General features: G+C 71.9%; 20 protein-coding genes and 1 riboswitch. Of the genes, 5 read left to right on the top strand and 15 right to left on the bottom strand.

The features are described 5' to 3' along the window. Positions 1-99: 99 nt before the first annotated feature. Complete coding sequence (locus tag ACZ5T9_RS07295) at positions 100-438, bottom strand: hypothetical protein (RefSeq protein WP_006903827.1); 339 nt, start codon at positions 436-438, stop codon at positions 100-102. 188 nt (positions 439-626) lie between these two features. Between ACZ5T9_RS07295 and ACZ5T9_RS07290 the strand changes: the two genes are divergently transcribed. After that, on the top strand, positions 627-1,430 hold the full coding sequence (locus ACZ5T9_RS07290; RefSeq protein WP_464832428.1) for a methylated-DNA--[protein]-cysteine S-methyltransferase: 804 nt from the start codon (positions 627-629) through the stop codon (positions 1,428-1,430). Continuing rightward, positions 1,427-2,560, top strand: a complete 1,134-nt coding sequence (locus tag ACZ5T9_RS07285; RefSeq protein ID WP_464832427.1) for a metallophosphoesterase — start codon at positions 1,427-1,429, stop codon at positions 2,558-2,560. The genes ACZ5T9_RS07290 and ACZ5T9_RS07285 overlap by 4 nt, the downstream gene beginning before the upstream one ends. 90 nt (positions 2,561-2,650) lie before the next feature. On the opposite strand, the gene ACZ5T9_RS07280 is transcribed toward ACZ5T9_RS07285, so the two are convergent. From ACZ5T9_RS07280 to ACZ5T9_RS07265, 4 genes are all read right to left on the bottom strand, one after another. Further along, complete coding sequence (locus tag ACZ5T9_RS07280; protein WP_207635421.1) at positions 2,651-3,304, bottom strand: TenA family protein; 654 nt, start codon at positions 3,302-3,304, stop codon at positions 2,651-2,653. A 139-nt stretch (positions 3,305-3,443) separates the two neighbouring features. Further along, positions 3,444-6,239, bottom strand: a complete 2,796-nt coding sequence (locus ACZ5T9_RS07275; RefSeq protein WP_464832425.1) for an ATP-binding cassette domain-containing protein — start codon at positions 6,237-6,239, stop codon at positions 3,444-3,446. Position 6,240: 1 nt separating this feature from the next. Beyond that, complete coding sequence (locus ACZ5T9_RS07270) at positions 6,241-6,837, bottom strand: ECF transporter S component (protein WP_006903822.1); 597 nt, start codon at positions 6,835-6,837, stop codon at positions 6,241-6,243. 166 nt (positions 6,838-7,003) lie between these two features. Then, positions 7,004-7,123, bottom strand: a riboswitch (TPP riboswitch). Positions 7,124-7,391: 268 nt separating this feature from the next. Further along, positions 7,392-8,168: an SDR family oxidoreductase gene (locus tag ACZ5T9_RS07265; protein WP_006903821.1), complete on the bottom strand. Its 777-nt coding sequence runs from the start codon at positions 8,166-8,168 to the stop codon at positions 7,392-7,394. Positions 8,169-8,345: 177 nt separating this feature from the next. Between ACZ5T9_RS07265 and ACZ5T9_RS07260 the strand changes: the two genes are divergently transcribed. From ACZ5T9_RS07260 to ACZ5T9_RS07250, 3 genes are all read left to right on the top strand, one after another. Continuing rightward, positions 8,346-9,539: an acyl-CoA dehydrogenase family protein gene (locus tag ACZ5T9_RS07260; protein ID WP_464834409.1), complete on the top strand. Its 1,194-nt coding sequence runs from the start codon at positions 8,346-8,348 to the stop codon at positions 9,537-9,539. Beyond that, positions 9,536-10,654 (top strand): phosphotransferase family protein, encoded by a 1,119-nt coding sequence (locus ACZ5T9_RS07255; protein ID WP_464832424.1) that lies wholly within the window; start codon positions 9,536-9,538, stop codon positions 10,652-10,654. The genes ACZ5T9_RS07260 and ACZ5T9_RS07255 overlap by 4 nt, the downstream gene beginning before the upstream one ends. Before the next feature lie 87 nt (positions 10,655-10,741). After that, positions 10,742-11,242, top strand: coding sequence for a DinB family protein (locus ACZ5T9_RS07250; protein ID WP_464832422.1), 501 nt, complete (start codon positions 10,742-10,744; stop codon positions 11,240-11,242). A 52-nt stretch (positions 11,243-11,294) separates the two neighbouring features. Here the strand turns inward: ACZ5T9_RS07250 and ACZ5T9_RS07245 are convergent, their stop codons facing one another. The 10 genes from ACZ5T9_RS07245 to ACZ5T9_RS07200 all read right to left on the bottom strand — a co-directional run bounded on the left by ACZ5T9_RS07245 (position 11,295) and on the right by ACZ5T9_RS07200 (position 24,350). Then, entirely contained in the window at positions 11,295-12,326 is a 1,032-nt protein-coding gene (locus ACZ5T9_RS07245; RefSeq protein WP_464832421.1) for a 5-oxoprolinase subunit C family protein, read from the bottom strand. Next, on the bottom strand, positions 12,323-13,126 hold the full coding sequence (gene pxpB, locus ACZ5T9_RS07240; RefSeq protein WP_464832420.1) for a 5-oxoprolinase subunit PxpB: 804 nt from the start codon (positions 13,124-13,126) through the stop codon (positions 12,323-12,325). The genes ACZ5T9_RS07245 and pxpB overlap by 4 nt, the downstream gene beginning before the upstream one ends. Before the next feature lie 81 nt (positions 13,127-13,207). Next, positions 13,208-13,990, bottom strand: a complete 783-nt coding sequence (locus tag ACZ5T9_RS07235) for a LamB/YcsF family protein (protein WP_006903815.1) — start codon at positions 13,988-13,990, stop codon at positions 13,208-13,210. Further along, positions 13,987-17,685: a M14 family zinc carboxypeptidase gene (locus ACZ5T9_RS07230; RefSeq protein ID WP_464832419.1), complete on the bottom strand. Its 3,699-nt coding sequence runs from the start codon at positions 17,683-17,685 to the stop codon at positions 13,987-13,989. The genes ACZ5T9_RS07235 and ACZ5T9_RS07230 overlap by 4 nt, the downstream gene beginning before the upstream one ends. 111 nt (positions 17,686-17,796) lie before the next feature. After that, on the bottom strand, positions 17,797-18,696 hold the full coding sequence (locus ACZ5T9_RS07225; RefSeq protein WP_464832418.1) for an ABC transporter permease: 900 nt from the start codon (positions 18,694-18,696) through the stop codon (positions 17,797-17,799). Beyond that, positions 18,693-19,631 (bottom strand): nickel ABC transporter permease, encoded by a 939-nt coding sequence (gene nikB / locus ACZ5T9_RS07220; RefSeq protein WP_464832417.1) that lies wholly within the window; start codon positions 19,629-19,631, stop codon positions 18,693-18,695. Before nikB ends, ACZ5T9_RS07225 begins: the two co-directional genes overlap by 4 nt. A 99-nt stretch (positions 19,632-19,730) precedes the next feature. Beyond that, a complete protein-coding gene (locus ACZ5T9_RS07215) occupies positions 19,731-21,161 on the bottom strand; it encodes an ABC transporter substrate-binding protein (protein WP_464832416.1) in 1,431 nt (476 codons plus the stop codon). 303 nt (positions 21,162-21,464) lie between these two features. Then, positions 21,465-22,496 (bottom strand): ABC transporter ATP-binding protein, encoded by a 1,032-nt coding sequence (locus ACZ5T9_RS07210; RefSeq protein WP_464832415.1) that lies wholly within the window; start codon positions 22,494-22,496, stop codon positions 21,465-21,467. Then, positions 22,493-23,479, bottom strand: a complete 987-nt coding sequence (locus ACZ5T9_RS07205) for an ABC transporter ATP-binding protein (protein ID WP_464832414.1) — start codon at positions 23,477-23,479, stop codon at positions 22,493-22,495. The genes ACZ5T9_RS07210 and ACZ5T9_RS07205 overlap by 4 nt, the downstream gene beginning before the upstream one ends. Then, complete coding sequence (locus ACZ5T9_RS07200) at positions 23,454-24,350, bottom strand: IclR family transcriptional regulator (protein ID WP_464832413.1); 897 nt, start codon at positions 24,348-24,350, stop codon at positions 23,454-23,456. Before ACZ5T9_RS07200 ends, ACZ5T9_RS07205 begins: the two co-directional genes overlap by 26 nt. Positions 24,351-24,442 lie beyond the last annotated feature (92 nt).

The raw sequence follows: 24,442 nt of genomic DNA, 5'->3' as shown, positions 1-24,442 counted from the left end.
CGCGGGCGGGCCCTGGCCGCGCCCCCCTCGGCGGCAGCGGGGCGCCAAGGTTCCCCCACGGCGCGGGAGGGCTCCGGCCGGGACCCGGCTCCGGCTCCCTCACCGCCGGCGGAACTCGAAGGTACGCCGCATGGGGTTGTAGACAGGCCGCATGTGGGCGTAAAGTCCGGGCAGGGGCTGGGGTTCCGACATGGGCAGGACGGCACCGGCCAAAAGCAGCCGGCCCAGTTCTTCCATCCCGACCTGCCGCAGCTCGGGTCCCCCTTCCCAGAGGAAGTAGCGCCGTTCCCGGTCCTGCACGATGGTGACGTCGTTGCGGTGGAGGAACCGGTACACGGCGTAGTAGCGAGCGCGGAAAAAGGCGTCTTCCTCCGGCTCGGGCGGCAGGTACATGGCGCACCCCCAGGCGAAGAGTTTGTGCAGGATGGATTCGACCATGGCGGTGGATTCCGACCCCTCCAGGTTGTGACCCTGCGCCCAGGCGCTCGGGTTTCCGCAGGAAGGTTCGATTCCGGCAAGGCAGGTCCTGCCGCGGCCGGCCGCCTGGCGCCGGCCGCCTCCGGGCCAAGGGCCCGGGTGGCCCGGGTGGCCGGCCGCGGGGATCGCCGGGTGGGAGGGACCCTTTCATGGGCAAGAACGGCAGCCAGGCATCCCGTCCCGCGGCAGAAGGCGACTTGCGGTATACGGTGGTTTCCACCCCCGTGGGCCTTGCCCGGGTGGTCTGGTCCCCGCGGGGCTTGCGGGCCCTGGAGCTGGAGGAACCCGGCCGCCCGGCCCGCGGCGGCGGCCGTACCGGCGGGCCCGTCCAGGAACCCTCCCCGGCCGGGCAACCGGCGCCCGGACCGGCCGGTGGCAGGCCCTGCGGGGCGGCCAGGCCCGTTCCGCGCACCGATTCGGCGCGAGGCCGGTGGGCGGCCGGTGCCCGGCGGGACGACAGCCGCCGTCCCTACTGGCAAGCCTTGCTGGATGCGTGGTTTGCCGGCAAGCCCGTCCCGGTGACCCTCGATCTGGAGGGCGCGGGACTTTCTACCTTCACCCGGAAGGTCCTGGAGGAGGTGCACCGAATTCCCCGGGGGCAGGTCCGTACCTACGGCGAGATCGCCCGGGCCGTGGGGCGCCCCGGCGCCGCGCGGGCCGTGGGCAACGCCGTGGCTGCCAACCCCATCGCCCTGCTCGTCCCGTGCCACCGGGTGGTGGGCGCTGGGGGCCGGCTGGGGCAGTACTCGGGCGGAGGGCCTGCCGTGAAGGAACGCCTTCTCCGCCTGGAGGGTGCCTGGCCCCCGGAAGGCGCCCCGGGGCCAGGGCGCCCGCCCCGGGGAGAGTCCGGTCGCCTGGCGGGACGGGGAGAGGGGCCCCGTGAGGGGACGGGCGCCGGAGGGGCGAGCCTCCTGCAGGCCCCCGTCCCCGCCGGCGGGAGGAGCGCCGGGTGAGGGCACCGGGCATCCCCACCTGGGTGTCCCCGGCCTCGGCATGTCCCACCCCCGGGCTGCATCCCCGGACCGTCCCCGCCCAGGGGATCCCGGGCCTGGGCATCCACGCCCTGGCGGTACCGGCCTTCTGGGCCGGCAGCGCCTTGCCGGATCTGTTGCGGCTACTGGCCGTGTTCGTCCTGGCGGTGGTGGCGTGGGGCTATCTGGTTGAGCCCCGCTGGCTCAGGGTCCGCGCCTACCGCCTCTCCCTGGGCGCCGACGCCCGCGGCGGGCGGCCGGTACCCCTTCCGATCCCCCGGCCCCCAAAGCGGCCGGTAGGGTCCCGCAGCACACGGGCCGCTGGCCCGGCGGCCAAGGGCGCCCCTCCATCCCCTGCCGCCCGGGAGGGCGTCACCGCGTCGCCCGCCACCCTGCGGGCCGCGGCAGCGCGGCCGTCCCGGCTGCGCCTCGCCCACCTGACGGACCTCCATGCACCGGTGTACCGGGTGTCCGAGGCGGCGCTCCTCCGCTGGATCGAGGCGTGGCAACCCGATGCCGTGGTCTTCACCGGCGACCTGGCCGAGGGCAAGGGGCTCGCTGCCCGGCGGGGGGTCGAGCTCCTGCGGCGGCTGGCGCGGCGGTGGCCCGTGTACCTGGTCCCCGGCAACCACGACCACCTGTACGGGTGGAGCCGCCTGCGCCGCGAGTTGGAGGGGACGGGCGTCCACCTCCTGGTCAACCAGGGAGCCCGCCTGGAACAGGGGCCGGCCGGGGTCTATCTGGCGGGGGTGGACGACCCCCACACCGGCCGGGACGACCTGCGGGCCGCTCTGGCCGGGGCGCCGCCGGGATGGCCCGTGGTCCTGCTGGCCCACGCGCCGGCCGGGGGCATCCGCCGGGCCGCCGCCGGCCTCGCCGGGCTGGTCCTGGCGGGCCACACCCACGGCGGCCAGGTTCGCCTGCCGTTGCTGGGCGCCCTGTGGATTCCCGGGCAGGGCTGGTTCCCCACCTACGACCGGGGCTGGTTCCAGGTTGGCGGCACCTGGTGGTTCATCTCCGCAGGCCTGGGCACCCCCCGTCCCTGGATCCGGCTGCTCTGCCGGCCCGAGCTGGTGCTGCTGGAACTGGTGCTGGGCGAAGAGGGGCGGTGAGGGGCCGGCGATGGGCCCCGCTCCGCCCCACCGCCGGCCCCCCGGCGCGCCAGGCGCAGCCCGGCACCGCCCGGCCGGCCCGCCGGGCCGCTAGCCGGCGTGCCATGCCGCATCGAAGAAGGCCCGTTCCAGCTCCATGGCCGTGCGGTAGAGGGGGGCCACCCCGGCCGGGCCGCCCGCCTCACCGTGCCACCGGTTGAGAACTCCCTCCAGCTGCGCGGCCAGCGCCGCAAAATCCGGGCTGCCGTAGGTTTCCACCCATTCCCGGTACGGGTTGCCGGGTGCGACCCGGTCCAGGAGGGACCGGCCGAGGAAGGCATAGAGCCGCATGCAGGGGGTCATGGCCGCCGCGATGGCCCCCACGCCCCGGGACCAGGCCACGTCCAGCAGGAAACCGGTGTAGGCCCTGGTGGCGAGGGAGGGTTCGGGATGGAGGCCGGCTCCCCAGCGGGCGGCGTAGCCGTGGTGCAGCCGCAGCTCCTGCAGCACGCCCTCCAGCAAGCGGTGAAAGGTCGCCATGGTCTCCCGGTCCGGCGCCTTGGCGATGGCCAGGGCATAGGCGCGGGCAAAGGACTCCAGGTAGGTCGCGTCCTGGCCCACGTACCAGATGAACTTGCTGCGGGGCAGGTCGCCCCGGGCGATGCCCTGGACGAAGGGATGGTCCAGGCAGGCGGCCGCCAGGTCCTGGTTCTGGCGCCAGAGCTCGGCCGCCAGGCCTGCGGGCTCGCCGGCACCCTGCTCCACGCCGGCGCGCTCTTGCCGGCGGCCTGATGGCGGGCCCGACGGCGGCCGGTCCGGCCCCCCTCCGGGCCCCTGCCCTTTCCCTTCCTGCCCGCTGCGCCCTTTCATCAAAGCCCATCCCCCCTGTGACAAGCTCCCGTCCCTACGGCAAGCTCCCTTGCAGCCCGCGGGCGGCCATCAAGGCCGCCACACCGGCTCCCAGCAGCAGGACGGCGTACCCCGCTTCCCGCCACCCTGCCGGCAGGGTGCGATAGTACGTGCGGTGGCGGCTGCCGTCGAAGCCCCGGGCCTGGAGGGCCACGGCCACCACCTCGGCCGTGCGGATGGCGTGGACCAGCAGGGCCAGGCTATACCGATAGAGGGCCCGCAGGCGCCCGGCGGGACCCCGCTCGAGCAGGCCCCGTACCCGGAAGGCCTGGCGCACCCGGCCGAGCTCTTCCTGAAACAGCGGCACGAAGCGCAGGGCCGCCAGGAGGCCGTAAGCCCAGCGGGGGCTCAACCGCCACTGCTGGACCAGGCCCAGCACCAGGTCGCTGAGGCCGGTGGTACGGGCGTAGAGCACGCCCAGGGCACCCAGGGTGAGCAGGCGCAGGCCCACCACCAGCCCGTGTTCCAGCCCCTCGGCCGTGAACCGGTACCAGAGCACCTGCCCCACCACGTGCTCGCCTCGACCGAAGGCGCCCAGGGTCCAGATGCGGGTGGCGGCCACCAGGACGAAGGGCGCCATGGACACCAGCCAGCGCCGGAGTCCCAGCCCGCCCAGGATCCAGCCCAGCAGCAAGGGCACCGCCAGCAGCAGGGCCAGCGCCGCCGGATCGCCCGTCGCCAGCACCAGGGCGGCAGCAGCCAGGTGGGCCGCCAGCTTCCACGCCGGATGAACCCGGGCCAGCCAGGACCGCCCACCGGCCCCGGGCAGCCCGCCCGGGGTCCCTGCGCCGGCCTCCCCCGGCCCGGGTTCCGGCCGCCCCGCCGGCGGGCCCCCCGGCGAAGGCCGATCCGCCCGGGACGGGCCGGAGCCCGCCACGCGCGGCCCGTAACAGGCCGGAACCCGCCCCGGGGGCGCCACCGCGCCGCCGGGAACCGTCCCCGGGCCCGCCAGGCCCCTCAGCCCAGCGGCGGCGGCCGCCGCCGGGTCGGCCGCCAGGCCTGCCGGCGGGCCGTCATAGACGAGCCGGCCCTGGCCGAAGACCAGCACCCGGGTCGCCACGGCCAGCGCCAGCTCCAGGTCGTGGGTGGCCATGACCAGGGTGGTTCCCTGCCGGTACAGTTCCACGAGTTCCCCTACGAGGGCGGCCGCCGTGCGGGCGTCCTGGCCGAAGGTGGGTTCGTCCAGGAAAAGCAGCGGCCGCGGCACCACCAGCATGCTGGCCACGCTGAGGCGCCGCTTCTGGCCCTGGGAGAGGGTGTAGGGATGAACGGCCTCCAGCCCCTCCAGCCCGAAGCGCTGGACCAGGGCCTTCACCCGGGCTGCCAGCTCCGCCTCCGGCACGCCTGCGAGCCGCCCGGCCAGGGCGATCTCGTCGTGCACGGTGTCCGTGACGAACTGGTGCTCGGGGTTCTGGAACACGAAGCCGATCCGGGCCGTCTCGCCGCGCCGCCCCTTGAGGGCCGGCCCGTGGACGACCCGGCCGGCGGCGGGCGGGTGCAGGCCTGCGGCCACCTGCAGGAAGGTCGACTTGCCGCTGCCGTTGGCGCCCAGTACGGCCACCCACTCCCCCGGCCGGAGGGTCAGGCTGACCCCCGACCAGACGGTGCGCGAGCCGTGGGCTGCAGTGACGCCCTCCATCCGCACCAGGGGCAGGGCGGTGCGGTCCGGGGACGCGGCGGGCCCCTTCCCCGCCCCGGGGAAGCCGGCCGCCGCCCCCGCGGAGCCTTGGCCAGAGCCTGGGGAGGCTGCGCCGTCCAGACCGGAAGGCAGCGCCGCCTGCGGTGCGGCGGTGGGGGCGTCCAGGGACTGCTCGCCCGCGCCGGTCCGCTGCGTTCCCGCCGGCGCCGGGCTCGACGCCCGGCCGGAGGCGGCACCGGGCAGGGCGGCGGGCGGCTCGGCAGGCGGGGCGGACCGGCGGAACGCCTCCACCAGGGGTGCCCAGAAGGGGCCCCAGGAGCGGGGCCGCCAGATGCCGAAGGCGTCCAGGGCGGCCCGCTGCTCGGCCAGGACCCGGTCCGGAGGGCCGTCGGCCAGGAGGGTGCCCGAGGGGCCGAGCAGTACCACGCGGTCGACCCAGTCCACCACCCCGTCCAGGTTGTGCTCGACCACCAGGACGGTGACCTGCCGCCCCAGGCCGTAGAGGTTTTCCAGCACCAGGGCCCGCCCTGCCGGATCCAGCTGGGCCGTGGGCTCATCCAGGATGAGCATGTCCGGCTCCAGCGCCAGCACCGCCGCCAGGGCCAGGCGCTGCTTCTGCCCGCCCGAGAGGGCGTGGATCGGATGCCCGAAGGGAACGTCGAGGCCCGTGGCCGCCAGCGCCCGGGCCACCCGGGCCGGCATGGCCGCCGGTGGCACGCACCGGTTCTCGAGGCCGAACGCCACCTCTTCGTCCACGGTGAACAGGCAGAACTGGGCCTCGGGGTCCTGGAAGAGCACGCCGGCCTGCCGCGCCGGTTCCAGGACCCCCTTCACCTCGGCCTCCACCACGGCCGGGATCAATCCGGCCAGGGCCAGCGCCAGGGTGCTCTTGCCGGAGCCGCTGGGGCCCAGCAGCAGCACCCGTTGCCCGGCGGGTATGGACAGGCTCACGCCCCGCAGGGCCGGGTCGCGCCGGTCCGGGTAGCGGATGGTCAGATCGCGGCAGGCTGCCGCCGCCCGCGACGGCGCCGGCAGCCCCTGGCCCGGGGACGCCGGGTTCGGGGTCGAGCCGCCGGCCGCCCCAGGGGTGGCCGCCGGGGGGTTGGCCGCCGGGCCCGCCGGGGCGCCCGGCCGCACCGCATGCCGCCCCATCTCAGCCCGCCAGCCCTGCGCCCCGGTCCCGCCGGTTCCTCACCACGGCAAAGCCGTTGAGGGCCCCGGTGCGGGCCAGGCCGTCGACCAGCACCTTGGTGAAGACACCGGCCACCACGGCGCCGCTGAGCAGCCGCACGGCCACGGCGCCCGCCAGCACGCCGGGCTGCATGCCGGTGAAGTACCCCGTGACGGCGTCCAGCGGGATGCTGGCGACGGCGGCCAGGGCGCCGGACAGCGCCAGCACCGGCAGGTCGAACCGCCGGTAGCGGAGCAGGGCGAAGGCCGCCTCGGCCCCCAGCCCCTGCAGCCCACCGTACAGCAGCACCCAGAGCACGTCCGGGCTGCCCAGGACCAGCTCGCCCGCGGCCGCCGCCAGCTCCGCCACGAAGGCAACCCCCGGCTTCTGGATGATGTAGGCGGCCAGGGTGCTGGCGACGAACCAGATGCCGTAGGTGGTTTCGGCCAGGACGGGATGGACGGCCTGGGCCACCGACCACAGGGTCCAGGCGTTGATGAACACCACGGAACAGGCGGCTGCGATGAACGTGAGGATCACGATCTCGCGGAACTGCAGGTGACGGGACGAACCGGCCATGGCGAGCCCCCCTTGCGGTTCCGGGACGGAACCGGGGGCTCGCGGGGCCGGCGAGGCGCACCCCCCGGCCGGGACGGCAGGGAGAACCTGCCCGTTCCGGTCCGGCGGGAGGCAGAGGAAAGAAAACCCACCCCCGGCTGGAGGTGGGTCGCGTGAAGCCGCCCCAGGCGGTCATGCGGTACCTTCCTCACGCCGGTATGACCCGGATCGAGTCCGAAGGGTAGCGCGGTGCCGCGTCCCGGCTCCCGGCGCTTCTCAGCCCGTCAGGGCACCCCCGGTACCGACTTCCCGATGGTCTTGTTCACCCTGATCATAGGCCCGGGCACGGCGGGCGTCAATGGCGGTCAGGCTCCAGGCCGGGCCAGGAAGTGGGGGCGGGCGGTCTAAGAGCAGCCCCGGCCCTCCGGGCCCGTGTGCCTTGGCCCGTGTCCTCGCGGCAGTGGCCCTCCCGGGCGGTGCCGGCGGTGCGTGCCACCCGCCGCCGGGGACGCCGCCCGGGCCCTGCCCCGACCACCGGGCTCTCGCGGCCCGGCCGCCGCCGGCCGCCCGCGCCCTCAGACGGCCGTGATCCCCCCGTCGATGGCCAGGACCTGGCCCGTGATGTAGGACCCGGCCTCGGACGCGAACAGAAGCACCGCGCCCTGCAGGTCCCGCTCGCCGCCCAGCCGCCGCAAGGGAACGGACTGCTCGATGAGGGGCCGGTACTGGGCCAGGATGCCCCGGGTCATCTTGGTCGGGAAGAACCCGGGCGCGATGCAGTTCACCGTGATGCCGTATTCCGCCAGCTTGGCCGCCAGGTCGCGGGTGAAGTTGATCACCCCGGCCTTGGAGGTGTTGTAGGGCAGGGTCTGCATCACCCGCGGGTCGCTGCCCCGCAGGCCTGCAACCGAGGCGACGTTGATGATCCGGCCTCCCCGCCCCCGGTCCACCATCACCCGGGCCGCCTCGCGGCTCATGTAGAAGGTGCCGTGCAGGTTCGTCCGGATCACCTTGTCCCAGGCTTCCAGGGGGATCTCGAACAGGGGGGCGCCCCAGGTGGCCCCCGCGTTGTTGACCAGGATGTCCAGGCCGCCCAGGGCTTCGACCACCTGGTTGACGGTGGCCACCACCTGGTCGTAGTCGGTCACGTCGCAGCGCAGGGCCAGGCACCGGATCCCCTGGGAGCGCAGCTGTTCCTCCGCTTCGCGCAGGCCCTCCTCCTTGCGGGCCGTGATCGCCACGGCCGCCCCGGCCTCCCCCAGACCCTGGGCGATCTGAAGGCCCAGACCGCGGCTGCCTCCGGTGACCAGGGCCACTTTCCCGTCCAGCCGGAAACGATCGAGAACGCCCACGTGACGGCCGCCTCCTTCCACCCGGCCGGGCGGCCGGAGACGGGCCGCCACCCGGCCGGCGCCGGGCATGCAGGTATTTCCTTCTCGGCAGCGAAGCCAACTCCTACCGCCAGGCGGCCCGCCCGCCGGAAGGCGGCGGTTCGGGCGGGGCCCGCTGCGCGAAGCGCCACCGGGGTGATGCTCGTGTACGATTTCCGGCCGACCCCCGAGCAGGAAGCCGTCCTGGAACGCACCCGCGCCATCATGGACGAGCACGTCTACGCGGCCGAGGCCGAGTTCTTCCGGACCGGCACGCTGCCCGAAGAGCGCATGAAGGCCATCCAGCAGGCGGTGAAGGAAGCGGGGCTCTGGGCCCCCCACATGCCCAGGGAGGCCGGCGGCCTGGGCATGGGCATGGTGACCCTGGCGCTGATGAACGAGATCCTGGGGCGGAGCCCCCTGGCGCCGCGGGCCTTCGGAACCAGCGCCCCGGACACCGGCAACCAGGAGATCCTCTGGATGTTCGGCACGCCCGAGCAGAAGGAACGGTTCCTCCGGCCCAACCTGGCCGGCGAGATCTACAGCTGTTTCGCCATGACCGAGCCCGAGGTGTCGGGTTCCGATCCCACCACCATCCGGACCCGGGCGGTGCGCGACGGCGACCACTGGGTGATCAACGGCCACAAGTGGTTCATCACCAACGCCTCCCGGTCGGCCTTTGCCATCGTCATGGCCGTCACCGACCCCGGCGCGCCGCCCCACCAGCGGGCCACCATGATCATCGTGCCCACGGACACCCCCGGCTTCCGCATCGTCCGCCAGATCCCCGTGATGGACGATGGGGGTGGCCTGGGCACCCACGACGAGATCGTCCTCGAGGACTGCCGCGTGCCCGTGGAGAACACCCTGGGGCCCGTGGGAGAGGGCTTCCGCATCGCCCAGGCCCGCCTGGGCCCCGGGCGGATCACCCATGCCATGCGCTGGATCGGCGTGATGAACCGCAGCTTCGAGCTGATGGTGCGGCGGGCCCTGACCCGGGAGACCCGCGGCCAGAAGCTGGCGGAGTTCCAGACCATCCAGAACTTCGTGGCCGACTCCTACGCCGAGATCCAGGCGGCACGCCTCTTGACCCTGTATGCGGCCTGGCGCATGGATCAGGGGCTCGATTCCCGCAAGGAGATCTCGCTGATCAAGTTCTTCGGGGCCCAGGTGCTCCACCGAGTGGTGGACCGCGCCCTGCAGGTGCACGGAGCCCTGGGCTACTCCCGGGACACGCCCCTGGAGCTGTTCTACCGCGAGGCGCGGGCGGCCCGCATCTATGACGGCCCCGATGAGGTCCACCGGGTGGTGGTGGCCCGGCGGATCTTCAAGGAGCTGGGAGGCCAGCCATGAGCCAGCCGGAAAGCCGGCGCCTGGCCGGTCCGGGTGGGGGTGGGTTCCCGCCCGGCACCATTCCCGTGCGGCCGGGAGAGGAACTGGACCTGGATGCGGTGACGGCGTTCCTGGAGCGGGAGGTGCCCGCGTTTCCGGGACCTCCTGTGGAAGTGAGGCAGTTCCCCGCCGGGGCGTCCAATCTGACCTACTGGTTGCGGGCCGGGGATTGGCAGGCCGTGCTGCGCCGGCCGCCCTTCGGCCCCCTGCCGCCCCGGGCCCACGACATGGTGCGGGAGGCCACCATCCTGCGCCACCTGCACCCCGTCTTCCCCCTGGCCCCGCGGCCGCTGGCCGTCTGTCCCGACCCCTCCGTGCTGGGGGCGCCTTTTTACGTCATGGAATACCGGCCCGGCGTGGTGGTCGACGACCGGTTCCCCGGCGGCCGGACCCCGCCTCCCGAAACCTGCCGGCGCATCGCCCAGCGGGTGGTGGACACCCTGGCCGATCTCCACGCCGTGGACCACCGCCAGGCGGGGCTGGCGGGGTTGGGACGGCCGGAGGGGTTCGTCCGCCGGCAACTGGAGGGCTGGGCCGGCCGCTGGCGGCGGGTGGAGACGGAACCCATCCCCGCCCTGGAGCGCCTGCTGCCCTGGCTGGAGGAACGGGTTCCCGAGCCGGTGGGCACCTCCCTGATCCACAACGACTTCAAGTTGAACAACATGATCCTCGACCCGTCCCTGGACCGGGTGGTGGCGGTGCTGGACTGGGAGATGGCCACGGTGGGGGATCCCCTTTTCGACCTGGGGGTCAGCCTGAGCTACTGGGTCCACCCCGACGATCCCGAGGTCCTGCGCAACGGCCTGCCTGCGGTGACCACCTGTCCGGGCTTTCTGCGGCGGAGCGAGTTCGTCCACCGGTACGCCCTGCGCACCGGCCGCGACGTGAGCGGCATCGGCTGGTATCTGGTCTTCGCCTACTTCAAGCTGGCCGTCATCCTTCAGCAGATCTACTACCGGTGGAGGGCAGGGCAGACCCGGGACCCCCGCTTCGCCGGCTTCGGGTCCATGGCCCGCGGCCTCATCGAGCTGGCGGCGGAGGCGGCCGGCCGCGGGGCGGGCGCGGGGTTGCTTTGAGTCGAGTCCCGGCCCCTCCGTCCAGGCTGTCCCGGGGTCGCTCTCGGCAAGGGCAGGAAATGAGACTGTTGACCGGGGGGAGAACGCATGGCAACGGCAGCAACCACGGAGGGCCGCCCGCTCACCGCGGCGGAGCTCTTCTTGCCCAACCTGCGCGGGTGGCGTCAGGTGCTCGTGCAGTGTACCGCGGCCATGGACGACCGGCAGCTCCACTGGGTGCCGCCGGGCGGGGTCAACTCCGCCGCCTGGTGCGTCCGCCATCTGGCCCAGTCCGAGGACTGGTTCGTCAACGCGGTGATCCTTCAGAAGAACATGCAGCCCCGGCGGTCGCGGGACCTAGCCACCCGGGAGGCCCTCTTCGGCTATCTGCAGGCGGTGTGGGCCCACACCGACGCCCGGATGGCCGAGTGGGATCTGGACTACCTACTGCAGCCGCGCACCATGCCGCCGGGCTTCCGGGGCACCCCGCCGGAACACCTGACCGTGCTGTGGGTCGTCAACCAGATGATCCAGCATTTCGCCTACCACGCCGGCCAGGTGCTCATGCTGGCCCGGCTCATGGGCGTGGAGCCGGGCGGCCTGGGGTGAGGGTGAGGGGCCGGCCGGGTCACCCCGGCGCGGTCCTGACGGGGAGCGCCCGCTACGACAGCGGGGGTGGCGGGCCGGCGCCGGGCAGCCGGCCCTCCCGGCGACCGGCGTCCGGAGCCGGCCCCTGGTCACCCGTGGCAGGCCCCGGGACGATCACCCGCTGGCTGTGCAGCAGCCTCCACCAGTGGCGGTACAGTTCTTCCGCCTGCGAGCCGTCCATGGGGCGGAAGCGGATGCGGTCGCCCGGCCGCGCCTGGGCCAGCAGCGGCAGGTCCGGGGTGACCACCACTCCCAGCTTGGGGTAGCCCCCCACGGTGGCCCTGCCCGCCAGCAGCACGATGGGCTGCCCGCTGGGCGGTACCTGGATGGCACCCAGGGGCTGGCCTTCGGAGAGGACCTCCCCGGGAGGCCGGGGCACGGGGGGTCCCTCCAGCCGGATGCCCATGCGGTCCGACGCGGCGGTGACCGTATACTCGCTTTCCCAGAACACCTTCCAGGCCTCCGGCGGGAAGAACCCGGCCTGGGGGCCGGGCACCACCCGGGCCACAAAGGCGTCGGGGACGAAGGTCCACCGCACCCGCCGGCCGGCCAGGGTTTCCAGAGGCACCGCCGGCCGGCCCAGAGGAAGGCGGTCGCCCGCCTTAAGGGGCAGGCCGGGCCGTCCGGGCAGCCCGCCCAAGCGCCCCAGGGGATCCGACGAGCGGCTGCCGGCCACCGGTTCCACCGCAATGCCGCCCGCCACGCACAGCATGGCCCGGCACCCCCGGGTACCGCCACGGAAGGCCAGCACGTTGCCGCGTTCCACCAGGACCACCTGGCCGGTGGGCAGCGGCCGGCCGTCGAGGGTGGGGCCCAGGTCGGCCCCGGTGAGGGCGATGGCCGCCGGCGCGTGGAACCGGATGGACGGGCCCAGCAGGGTGATTTCGAGAGCCGCCGCGCCGGGCTCGTTGCCCACCAGGCGATTGCCCAGGATCAGGGCGGCCACGTCGGCGGCCCCCTGCACCGGTACGCCCAGGTGCTGCAGGCCGGGCCGTCCCAGGTCCTGGATGGTGGTGTACAGGCCGGGGTTCAGGATCTCCATCATGCGCCGTCGTCCCGTTCCACTTGCGGGACCTCCCGCGGAACCCACTGGGGCCGGTAGGTGCCGAGGGCCACGGCCCGCTCGATGCGGCGGTATTCTTCGGCGTCCACGGGCACGAACCGGACGAAGTGGCCCGGCCTGAGCAGGGCCGGGGGCGAGGCGGCCGGGTCAAACAGCCGCACCGGCGTGCGGCCGATCAGGTTCCACCCGCCCGGGCTCTCCACGGGGTAGACGCCCGTCTGCGCACCCGCGATGCCCACCGAACCGGCCGGAACCCGTGTCCGGGGCACCGGGCGACGGGGGGTCGCCAGCTTGGGGTCGAGGCCCCCGAGGAAGGGAAAGCCCGGGGTAAAGCCCAGAAAGTAGACGAAATAGTCGCGGCCCGCGTGCAGGCGCACCACCTCGGCGGGGGTCAGGAGGTGCTGCCGGGCCACCTCCTCCAGATCGGGCCCCCACTCGCCGCCGTACACCGTGGGCAGGAGGCAGACGCAGGCCGGCTCGGGGGGAGCTTCGCTGCGGATCTCCAATTGCTCCCGGCAGCGGCGCACCAGCTCTTCGAAGGTGACCGTCAACGGGTCGTAACGGATGTACAGGCTGGCGTAAGCCGGCACCAGGTCCACCACCCCCGGCCAGCGCCCGGACTGCACCGTCCGGGCCAGCCGGTGGACCTGCCGGTTGACGGCGGGGTCGATGACCTGGGCGAAGCTCACGTAGAGGCCGCAATCACCCGCCCGGAGAAAGCGGGGTTCTTCCGCCCGCCCGCCCGCATCCCGGGCGGGCTCCCCGCCGGTTCCTGCGGTCATCCGGTTCCCCCCAACGGCCTGGCAGGCCTCATGGAAATGCGGTTCGGCCGGCAAGGCGTCGTGACGCCCGGACCATGCCCGCTACGCCTGGTGGCCCACGATGGCCCGCAGCGGCCGGATGGCCACGCCCGCCGCCTCCAGGCGCTGGCGGACGGCCCGGGCCAGGCTGACCGAGGCGGGGTTGTCCCCGTGGATGCAGAGGCTCTGCACCGTGAGGGTCACATCCCTGCCGTCGACGGCCCGGACCTTGCCTTCCCGCACCATGCGCAGGGCGCGCGCCGCCACCTCCGCGGGGTCGTGCAGCACGGCCCCGTCCTGGCGGCGGCTGACCAGGCTGCCGTCGGGGTTGTAGCCCCGGTCGGCGAAACCTTCCAGCGCCACCGGCAGCCCCGCCGCGACGGCCGCCCGGGCCAGCTGGCTCCCCGGCGGAGCCAGGACGATGAGCCGGCGGTCGAAGGCCGCGATCCCGGCGACCACCGCCTGGGCCAGCACGGCGTCGCGGGCGGCCTGGTTGTACAGGGCGCCGTGGGGCTTGACGTGCTGCAGTTCCACGCCGAGCGCCCGGCAGAAGGCGTACAGGGCCCCGATCTGGTAGATCACGTCGGTCCGGACTTCGCCGGCCGTGGCATGGATTTCCCGCCGCCCGAAGCCCACCCGGTCGGGGTAGCCCACGTGGGCGCCGATGCCGATCCCCAGTTCCGCAGCCCGTTCCACCGTGCGCTCCATCACCCTCGGGTCGCCGCCGTGGAACCCGCAGGCGATGTTGGCGGAGGTAACCAGGGGCAGGACGGCATCGTCCATGCCGATGGTGTAGGGCCCGAAGCTCTCCCCCAGGTCGCAGTTCAGGTCGATGGCGGCGTTCATGACGTCCACCGTCCTTCGGCGGATCCACCGGCTCGCGCCGGATCCGCCGGCCCTCGGCATCCTGCTGGCCATGGGCGCCGGCGCCGGCGCTCCCGGTGGACCCTTTCGCCCCGGATTGTCACGGTTTCTTCGACGGTCACCGGTTGTCGCTTGAGCCAGGCCAGTATGGCCAGGTCCACGACCAGGTGCGCCAGGGCACAGGTTTCAAGGTAGGGGCCCGTGGCGGTCTCGTCGGCTGCCTCGGTGATGAACTCCACCCCGGTGATCTCCGGATGGCGCTGCATCGCGTAGCGGCCGCCAGGATCGGGGCGCACGGGCCAGCGGTAGCACACGAAGGCCCGAACCATCTCGACCGTGAAGACCTCCGGGAGCCAGTCGGCGGCGTACTTGCGGTAGACCGCCAGCCAGCGGCGGTTCTCGCGGGCGATGACCGGCCAGTCCTCCAGGAACCGGGCGACGAACTCGGCCATTTCGTTTTGCCTGGCGCCCCACCCGTCCCCGTCTTCCGTGGCGAACACCGGCAGGATCCCGTAGATCAGAGCTCGCGGCAGCCAGTAGGAGGTGAACTTGCGACCTCCGCCGTGGGCGCCGAAGGGCTGAACCCACTCGTGGGACGGTACCCCGTGCTCATCCACCACGACGTCGGGCAACCACCGCGACCACAGGTCGGGGAACACCCGGGTCTCGGGTGCTCGCGGCCTGTCGCCGAAGTACTCCGCCGCGTACTCCTGTCCCAAGGCATTGTACCTGGCGCTATGCAGGCTCCAACGCGGGTTTTCCTGGCTCAACCGGCGGTGGAGCGCGGCGCCGTCGGTGTTCTCCAGGGGCATCATGACGCAGTTGACCCCGGCCGTGGCATCCAGGTGCCGCTCCACCAGCGCCAGCAATGCATTGGTACTCGACACCTCGTTCGCATGGTGCCGGGCCTTGAACAGTACGGTGGGGCGGAAGAGGGTGGCCTTTGCCGGGACCACCAGGACATCCGGGTCCCGCGGATCCGCCCCCTGCCCGGGCACCGGCGCAGGGATCCCGCCGCGCCCCGGGCCGACCGTAAACACGTGGTACAAGGGTCGCCCCTCGAAGGAATGTCCCGCCACGGACCAGCGAACGGAACGATTTGCACCCCCGGCCAACCACTGCCCCAGGGATTCGTCGTCGAAGAGGGTCCGTTGCCAGGACACAGCCGCCTCCCCGCCGGCGGGAGCCGAGTCCTGGGCCACACGTGCCCCGATGGCGCGGGCTGCCCGCTGGACGGCTTCGTCGTAATCCATTTCCGTCGCGTCCGTCGGGGCGGTGCCGCCGGCACGAGCCAGCGTCGCCCGCGCCCGCCCTGCGGCCTCGACGGTCACGCCGTAGACGTTCACGCGGGGCCGGCCCCCATCGGATGAGGCGGCTTCCAGAAGCCGGGCCCCGATGCCCACACCGGTGAGGCGAACCTTGGCCGCGGTGCCCTTGCCGGGCCGGGCCTGGACGCGGGGCACCACTTTGCCCGGTGCCGTGAAGGGTGTTCCCGCCAGCTTCCTGCCCCACTCCTCGAAGAAATCCAGGGTGTTGAAATAGACATCCTCGTGCAATCCCTCGGCCAAGCTCAGGGATTCCTGCCGGACACCCAAGGGCTCGTCGGCCCGGGTATCCAGCTGGACGTCGACCTCCAGGGTCAGGAAGAAGGGCTGCTGATGGGCCCCCAGGTCCCCTCCCAGCGCCTCCTCCAGGTGCCGGGCCACGAGAGGAAGGGCCTCGGCCTGGTAGCGGTCCCAGAACAACTCGGCACCCGTGGGCAGGAGCTCCTCAAAGACCGGCTGCCGCCCTCCTCCGCTGCTGCCATCGCCCCGCTCCACACGGCAAAGACCTGTCTCCACGTAGACGTGACCCAGGTGGGGGTTCACGTCCTGGTACGGCCGCCGGCGGGCTGCCACCCGGAACTCGCCTCGCCAGACCGCCTGGCCATCCCGATCGGCGACGGTGACGCGGTAGGTGGGCCCGGACCCGCCGGAGGGCGCCATGGCCTGGAAGACAATCCGCTCCACGGGCAGGCCCGTGCGAGCCGACAGCAGTTCGTCCACGGGGTAAAGGGGCTGCAACCACCGAATGGGGAGGTCCAGATGCGGGGCACCGGCATCCGACTCCCCGCCCGCCCGTACCTGGCCCTCCTGGCCCACCCCGCTGCGGGCCTCGGGCTCGACGCGGGCAAACTCGATGATGACGGTGTGGGCCCCTGCATGCTGCGCCACGACCGGCGGCACCACTTGCAGCAGCCAGAACAGCCCCTGGCGGAACGCGGGCAAGCCGCGCACGTGCACCCGGTCCGGCGCGAAGCCAAGTTGGGTCAGGGAGCGATGGACCTCCACGGCCACTTCCTGCAGCGTATCGTCGGGCTGGTCGAGACGGAGGTCCACCCACACCTCGTCATCGGGCCGGCAGCGCGCCCGTATCGCCGGCAAGGCACGCTCGTACCACACCCTCCGGAACCGCTCTCCCTCAGGCGGGATGGCCGCCTCGAACAGAAGGCGGGGTCGCTCCCTGGCTGCGACCTCCCACCCGTGGCGGGCGGCTTCCCGCTCAAGGGCGACCACCGGGCTGTCAAGGGCAGGCCGCCGCGATCCCACCGGCCGCAGGACCTCACTGGCATGAACGGTTGCGAGCCATTGGAGGGCGCGCCCGCGGCCGGCGGCATCGCCCGTGATCCGAAGCACCGCCCCGCCCGCCCGCCGGTAAAGCCGGATGTGGCCCCGGCCGCCGGGTTCCCCACCACCATCCGGCGCCGGCGAGGCTGCCAGTTTGACGAGGAAGGGCCGGCCAAGCGACCCGGCAGCCGTCAGGGGAAAGGACATGCCCGTACTCTCAAGACCGAGCCGGAAGGCGAACATGATGAGGCCGGCCAGCTCTTCCGGATCCCAGGTCCCCGTGGCAGCATCGGGCTCGATGTGCACCGCCACCCGGTCGGGCTGCAGGCCGTCGCTGCTGCCCAGAAAGCCTCGCGGCGTCCAGAGGTCGGCGAGGGGCATGGCGGCCTCCTCAAGATCCAGGCCCTCCTCGCGGATGTCCCTGGAGTTGCCGTCGCCCCGCGGTTGCCACGGCGCCCACTCGATACCCCGCAGGGCCACCTCGGCCCGGCGCCCCGAGGCATCAAGGCGTACAGCGGCTTGCCATGGCCCCGCGTCCCCCTTCCGGCCACGACCACGGTCCGCACTGCGGTCAGCAGCCAGGTCCCGGGAACGGTCCGGGCTGCCGGCACCGCCGCACCCCGGCTCGCCGGCCGGGGCCAGGGACTCGGTCCCCACGGCAGCCAGCCAGGCCGCCAGCTTCCACAGCTCGCGAGGGCTGGCCGCAGACAAGCGCAGGCCGTACTCGGCACCGGCCAGTTGAGGGACCACCTCGACCCGCCCGTAGCCGGCGTCCGGCCCGGCCCGGCCGGACCGCCCGCTGGGGCCGCCTGCCCCGCCCGTCCCGGCCAGCAGGACGACGGGCACCGCCCCGGCGGACGGGTGCTGGCCCGGCCGGACCACGAGACGTTCCGGATCGCCGGCCTCGCACTCGTATCCCAGGCGCGCAGCCAGTTCGACCATGGCCAGCCCGGTCCATACGTCGTCCTCCCCGCTCAGGAGGAACTGGGCCCTGGGCATCCTGGCTCCTGTACCTTCGCGCCGGCCGGGGGCCAGCAACCCGCCCGGCGCAAAGAGCTCCTCGAGCTTCAACGCAGATCCCTCCGTCGGAGTGCCGCGGCGGCTCAGCCGTCCCCACCGGCTCCGGGCGGCAGTCGTCCACTCCCGGCCGCCCGGACACCGGCCGCCCGCGGCGGGCCCCGGCTAGGCGTCCAGCTTCGGATCCAGGACGTCCCGGAGCCAGTCGCCCAGCAGGTTGAATCCGAGCACGGTGAGCATGATGGCCAGCCCCGGGAAGGTGGCGAACCACCACGCCGTGGTCACGTACTCCCGGGCGGAGGCCAGCATACCGCCCCATGACGGCGTCGAGGGGTCGACCCCCAGCCCCAGGAAGGTCAGGCCGGCCTCCAGCAGGATGTTGTTGGCGATGTTCAGCGTGGCGAGCACGACGACGGAGTTCACCACGTTCGGCAGGATGTGGCGCCGGAGGATCATCCACGGCGGGGTCCCGATGCAGCGCGCGGCCTCCACGAACCCCATCTGCTTGACCACCATCACCTCGCCCCGCACCACCCGGGCATACTGGCCCCACTGGGCGATGGCCATCAGGACGATGACCTTCCACAACCCGGGACCCAGCACGGCCATGACGGTAATGGCCAGCAGGATGAAGGGGAAGGACAGCTGCACGTCGACGAACCGCATGAGCAGGTCGTCGAGGCGGCCGCCGGCATACCCGGCCACCAGGCCGAGCAAGACGCCCACCAGCACGGACAGTCCGACCGAACAGATGCCCACCAGCAGGGAGATCCGGGTCCCGTAGATGATGCGGCTCAAGAGGTCCCGCCCGACGGTGTCCGTCCCCAGCAGGAAAGGCGACGGCTCGTCCGTCGCCCACGCGGGGGCCAGCAGCCGGTTCCCCAGCTCGCCCACCTCGGGGTCGAAGGGCGCCAGGTAAGGTGCCGCCAGGGCCGCCACCACGGCCACGGTGACCAGGAAGGCGCCCAGCATCGGCATGGGGCGGACGAAGGAACGATACCAGCGTCGCTCCCGCCTCGCCGGCACCGCGACGGGGGCCGCTGCCTGCCCTTGGGCGACGCTCACGAGGAGGCACCCCCTTCGACCTTCACCCGCGGGTCAAGCAGGCCGTAGCTGAGGTCGACCAGCAGGTTGGTGAGCACCGTCACGGCGGCCAGCACCGTGACGACACCCTGCACCACGGGGTAGTCGCGGTAGCCCACGGCGTCCAGGGCCAGCTGCCCCAGGCCGGGCCAGGCGAACACCTTTTCCAGGATCACCGTCCCGCCCAGCAACGCCCCGAACTGGAGCCCGACGAAGGTGACGGTGGGGATCAGGGCGTTACGCAAGCCGTGGGCGACCACCACCCGCCATTCCGGGACGCCCTTGGCCCGCGCCGTCTCGATGTACGGCTGGCCCAGGACCTCCAGCATGCTGGAGCGCACCAGGCGAACCAGGGTGGCCGACAGGATGATGCCCAGGGTGACCGCGGGCAGCACCAGGGACCGCCAGCCGTCAAAGCCTGATGGCGGGAACCACCCCAGGCGCACGGCAAAGATCAGCATAAACATGATGGCGAGCCAGAAGTTGGGAAAGGACAACCCGAACAGGCTGAGCAGGCGGCTGAACGAGTCGACCCACTGGCCGCGCCGGAGGGCAGCGGCCACCCCCAACGGGAACGAGATCAGGATGGCGACTGCCATGGCAGAGACCGCCAGCATCACCGTGGCCGGCAACCGCTCTACGATCATCGCCCAGACCGGCTGCCCTGTCCGGAAGGATGTGCCCATGTCACCCTGCACCGCTCCGACGACGAAGTCCGTGTATTGCTGCCAGAAGGGGCGATCGATGCCGAGGGCGGCACGCATCTGGGCCAACTGGTCGGGGGTTGGTGCGGATCCGCCCTGGAACATGGCCACAGTGGGGTCGCCCGAGAGCCGTACCGCGTACGCGACAAACAGGGTGGTCAGGAACAGGACCACGACTGCCCCCGTCAGGCGCCGGAGCACGTAACGCCACATGAGGACTCCTCTCCCCTCCGGCAGGGCGGGAGGGCCCGGCCTGGCCGGCCCCTCCCGCTCCGCGCCCCTCTGCCACGTGGCTCGGCCACCGTCGGCGCATCACTGGTCCGAGGCGATGGACGTTTCGAAGAACCAGTAGCGGGTATCGGGCGGCGGTACGAAGTCCTGAACCCGCCGGTTCACCGCCCACACGGTTACGTCCTGATACAGCGGAACCGTCGGCACCAGTTCGTACAGGCGGCGGTCCAGCTGCTTGAAGATCTCCAATCGCTTGTCCTGGTCGTACGTGGAGCGCTCCGCCTCCAACAGGCGTTGCACTTCCTCGTCGTAGAAGGTGGGGTTCCAGAACTGGCCCTTTCCGTAGAGCAGGTACGCCGTATTGTCGAAGTCGAGGGTCCAGCCGCCCCAGCCCTCCTGATAGAGGTGGCCGGCCTGGGCATTGGGGATGATGTCGTTGTAGTAAGTGTTGGTCTCGTAGGTCTTCAGCTCCACCTCGAGGCCCACGTTTTTCAGGTACGACTGGACCGCCTGGGCGATCTCTCCGAAGACGGTCGCGGTCCCGATATAGCTGAGGGTGAGTTTCGTACCCGGCTGCACACCCGCTTCCTGGAGCAGCTTCTTGGCGGCCTCCGGATCATACGGATACGGCTCCAGGGACGGATCGTTGCCGAAGGAAAGGCTGCTCTGGAACGTGGAGATGCGCTTCCCGTAGCCATTCAGGATCGTGTCGATGATGGCCTGGGCGTCAATGGCCTGGGCGATGGCCCTTCGCACCCGTACGTCGTCGACCGGGTCCTTGGAGACGTCAAAGCGCAACCCGTACACGGTGGGACTGTCCGCGGTGACGATTTCCAGGAAGGCCGAGTTCTTCACATTGTCCACCTGGCTGGGGCTGATGACGGCAATGTCCACCCGGCCCGTGGTCAGTTCGGCGATCCGCGTGGCTTCCTCCGGGATGAACCGGTAGGTGATCTTCTCGATCTTCGGCTGCCCGCGCCAGTAGTCGGCGAAACGCTCGAGGGTGATGTGGTCGTCCTGCTTGTATTCGACCACCTTGTACGGGCCGGTACCCACCGGGTGCTTGTCGAAGTACTCGTCGCCGTGTTCCTTGAGGTACCGGGGCGGAACAATGACGGCACCGTACCCGGCCAGCTTGGTCAGGATGACCGGGTCCTTGGTCTTCATATGGAAGTTGACCGTGTAGTCGTCGACCTTCTCGACCCGGTCGATGCTGGCGTAGTTGCCCTGCTGCGGCCCCTTGGCACCTTCCTCCCCGAGGAGGCGCTCGAAGGTGAACACCACCGCGTCCGCGTTGAAGGGCTCTCCGTTGTGGAAGGTAACGCCCTGCCGCAGCTTAAACTGCAACGTGTCCTCGTCGATCCACTTCCACTCGGTCGCCAGGCCGGGCTGCAGCTTCAGATCGGGCCCCCGGAACACCAGCCCTTCGAAGACGTTGTTCATCACGGAAGCCCAGGCAACGAAGAACGTATCGATGGGGTCCCAATTGCCCGGGTCCTGGGCTTGCGCCACGACCAGGTGGTTACCGCGTTCGCTGGCCGGGTTCGGCCCTTGTGCGCCCGGTGTCTCGCTGCCGGCGGTCCCGCCGCCGCTTCCCGACCCGCACGCCGAGAGCAGAAGGGCGGCAACCAGCATCAATCCGACGGCGATGCGGAGGGCCGAACGGCGCGTCGAAGCCTGCTGCATCACTTGGTCCAAACCCCCTTGGGCCCAAAATGGCATCCCGGCAGTGTCGTCAACTGCACCGCGGTGGCACGTCGTACCCGGCCGCCCTGCGATGCCGCATCCTCCCGGCGGGACGTAGGACCGCCGGCGCTAGGCGACGGGCGGCGCCGCAGTCACCCCCCTCCCGGCGACCTCACCCTCGCCGGCCAGATGACAGGCCACCCAGTGCCCCGGGACAACCTCCCGCCACTCGGGCACCTCGGTCCGGCAACGATCCACCGCCAGCGGGCAGCGGGTATGGAACCTGCACCCGGCCGGCGGGCGAGCCGGACTCGGCACTTCACCGCGCAAGACGATCCGCTCGCGCCGCGCCGCACCCTCGGGGTCGGGAACGGGTACCGCGGAGATGAGGGCCCGGGTGTACGGGTGAAGCGGCCGCTCGAACAGCTCGTCCGCCCGTGCCAGTTCCACCAGGCGGCCCAGGTACATCACACCGATGCGATCGCTGATGTTCTGTACCACGGCCAGGTCGTGGGCGATGAAGATATAGGTCAGCCCGAAGCGGTCCTGCAGGTCCTGCAGAAGGTTGAGGATCTGGGCCTGCACCGAGACGTCCAAAGCGGACACGGGCTCGTCGCACACCACCAGGCGCGGCTTGAGGGCCAGCGCCCGGGCAATGACGATTCGCTGGCGCTGGCCACCCGAGAACTCGTGGGGATACCGGCGGGCATGTTCAGGCCGCAGCCCGACAGCCTCCAGCAGCTCTTCCACCTGCCGTTCCATCTGGCGCCCCCGGGCGACCCCGTGGACCAGCAGCGGCTCGCCGACGATCTCCTGCACCGTGAGACGGGGATTGAGGGAGGAATAGGGATCCTGAAAGACCATCTGCAGGTCCCGCCGCAACCTTCGCAGCTGGGAACCACCGGCGGCTACCACGTCCTGGCCGTCGAAGCGGATGGTGCCCGACGACGGTGTCAGAAGGCGCACAATGAGCCGCGCCAGGGTGGACTTGCCGCACCCCGACTCCCCCACCAGCCCCACGGTCTCCCCTGGATAGACATCGAAGCTGACACCGTCGACGGCCTTGACCGGCGGGCGGCGGCGGCCCGTGGGGAAATACTTCTTGACGTCCCGGACCTCGAGAATCGGCCGCACCATGCCGTCGCTGACGCCACCCATCATGCCACCCCCGAACCGGTGGTCTGCCCTGCCCACCAGCAAGCGACACGGTGCGTTTCCGACCGCGGTTCGAGGGGCGGAGGCTCCATGCGGCACCGCTCGTCCGCCAGCGGGCAGCGCGGGTGAAAGCGGCAGCCGCCCGGCAACGCGGCCGGATCGGGCACGGCGCCGGGAATCGGCTGCAGCCGCCCTTTGCCCTGGCCGAGCCGGGGCACGGAGTGCAACAACCCCATGGTGTAGGGATGGCCTGGGCGCCGGAATATCTCGGCCACGGTGCCTTCCTCGACCACCCTGCCGGCGTACATCACCACCACCCGCTGGACCACTTCGGCCACGACACCCAGGTCGTGGGTAATCATGAGGACGGCCATGCCGAACTCGGCCTGCAACTGGCGGATGAGTTCCAGAATCTGCGCCTGTACGGTGACGTCCAGGGCCGTGGTGGGTTCGTCCGCGATCAACAGCTGGGGACGGCACGCGAGGGCCATGGCGATCATCACCCGCTGGCGCATGCCGCCCGACAGCTGGTGAGGGTATTCGTGAACTCTGCGCTCCGGGTCGGCAATCTGGACCTTGCGCAGCAGGTCGATGGCTTCGGCCAGGGCACGGGAGCCCGTCAGGCCCCGATGGAGCCGTAAGGCCTCAACGATCTGGCGGCCCACGGTGTACACGGGGTTAAGGGACGTCATGGGCTCTTGGAACACCATGGCGATGGCGTTGCCCCGGATCCGGCGCATTTCCGCCTCGCCCAAGGACAGCAGGTCGCGTCCCTTGAAGACGATCCGGCCACCGGTGATGCGGCCCGGGGGCCGGATCAGCCGCAGGATGGACCGGGCAGTGACCGACTTGCCGCAGCCCGACTCGCCTACCAGCGCGACCGTTTCCCCGGCGCCCACGTGAAAGCTCACACCGTCGACCGCCGTGACGGCTTGCCCTCCCCTGGTGAACTGAACCTGGAGGTCACGGACTTCCAGAAGCGGCTCCACTGGCGTGGCTCCCCCCTTCCTGCCCTGCCCGTGGCGAGGGTGAATGGCCCACTGAATGCCGGCCGGCCACCGGCTCCACGTAGGGCCACGGGCCCCGGTAACCGAGGCGGCGAGACAGGTCTTCCGCCGCCGCCAGGAGCTCGTCCTTGAGCCCGGCGGCGGTGGCCGGATCACGGTAGCGCTCCTCGAAACCTGCCAGGCTCAGGGAGCCTATCACTCCCTGACCGTCGACGACCGGTGCCGCCATCTCTGCCGTGTGCTCGACCAGCTCCCCGAAGCTCACGGCATACCCTGTCCGCCGGATCTCCACCAGCCGGGCCAGGAGGTCCCTGGGGTCCGTCGGCGTGTGCGGTGTGTAGGCCACCAGCGGGCCTGCCAGGATCCGGCGGACGACCTCCTCCGGTTGCCACGCCAGCAAGAGCCGCGTCGACGCGCCGGCGTAGAGGGGAGCACGGCGGCCCCACGCGACATACAGGTGGATGGGCGCCCGCGGCGGAACCACATGGGCGTAGATGGCGGAATCCCCGCTGGCGACAACGAACTGGACCGATTCCCCGCACCGGTCTCGCAACCTCTCCATCGCGGCACGGATGATCCCGTCGGGATCCAGCGACCGGGCCGCCAGCCTCCCCAACTCCAGTAGCCTTAGACCGGGTGCATAGCGGGCACCCCGCCCGCCTTCCACTCTCCGCTTGGTCAGCAGGCCCGCGGCCACCATCTGCTCCAGCAAGCGGTACGCCGTCGCCCTGGGCATCCCCGTCGCCCGGGCCGCCTCCGCGGCGCTGATGGAGAGCCGGGACTCGTCGAAGAGGTCCAGCAAGTTGATCGCCTTGCCGACAGTCCCGCCTTGCCCGTCCCGCGGCATCGTCATCCCCCGGAAACACTTGGTCCACATATTGAAACAAACGTTCATTATTTGAGTTTGGCGGACAAGATTCGGCACCCGGCGTCAAATCCCTGCTG

The organism is Thermaerobacter nagasakiensis (assembly GCF_055396825.1).
The sequence above is the reverse complement of the archived record's forward strand: the minus strand, read 5'-3'. Positions and strand labels throughout refer to the sequence as shown.

Excerpts from the sequence above, each read along its gene's own strand:
- ACZ5T9_RS07295 (WP_006903827.1), bottom strand. The coding sequence starts at position 438 with ATGGTCGAATCCATCCTGCACAAACTCTTCGCCTGGGGGTGCGCCATG.
- ACZ5T9_RS07290 (WP_464832428.1), top strand. The coding sequence starts at position 627 with ATGGGCAAGAACGGCAGCCAGGCATCCCGTCCCGCGGCAGAAGGCGAC.
- ACZ5T9_RS07275 (WP_464832425.1), bottom strand. The coding sequence starts at position 6,239 with ATGGGGCGGCATGCGGTGCGGCCGGGCGCCCCGGCGGGCCCGGCGGCC.
- ACZ5T9_RS07270 (WP_006903822.1), bottom strand. The coding sequence starts at position 6,837 with ATGGCCGGTTCGTCCCGTCACCTGCAGTTCCGCGAGATCGTGATCCTC.
- ACZ5T9_RS07260 (WP_464834409.1), top strand. The coding sequence starts at position 8,346 with ATGCTCGTGTACGATTTCCGGCCGACCCCCGAGCAGGAAGCCGTCCTG.
- ACZ5T9_RS07255 (WP_464832424.1), top strand. The coding sequence starts at position 9,536 with ATGAGCCAGCCGGAAAGCCGGCGCCTGGCCGGTCCGGGTGGGGGTGGG.
- ACZ5T9_RS07250 (WP_464832422.1), top strand. The coding sequence starts at position 10,742 with ATGGCAACGGCAGCAACCACGGAGGGCCGCCCGCTCACCGCGGCGGAG.
- ACZ5T9_RS07245 (WP_464832421.1), bottom strand. The coding sequence starts at position 12,326 with ATGATGGAGATCCTGAACCCCGGCCTGTACACCACCATCCAGGACCTG.
- pxpB (WP_464832420.1), bottom strand. The coding sequence starts at position 13,126 with ATGACCGCAGGAACCGGCGGGGAGCCCGCCCGGGATGCGGGCGGGCGG.
- ACZ5T9_RS07235 (WP_006903815.1), bottom strand. The coding sequence starts at position 13,990 with ATGAACGCCGCCATCGACCTGAACTGCGACCTGGGGGAGAGCTTCGGG.
- nikB (WP_464832417.1), bottom strand. The coding sequence starts at position 19,631 with ATGTGGCGTTACGTGCTCCGGCGCCTGACGGGGGCAGTCGTGGTCCTG.
- ACZ5T9_RS07210 (WP_464832415.1), bottom strand. The coding sequence starts at position 22,496 with ATGATGGGTGGCGTCAGCGACGGCATGGTGCGGCCGATTCTCGAGGTC.
- ACZ5T9_RS07200 (WP_464832413.1), bottom strand. The coding sequence starts at position 24,350 with ATGACGATGCCGCGGGACGGGCAAGGCGGGACTGTCGGCAAGGCGATC.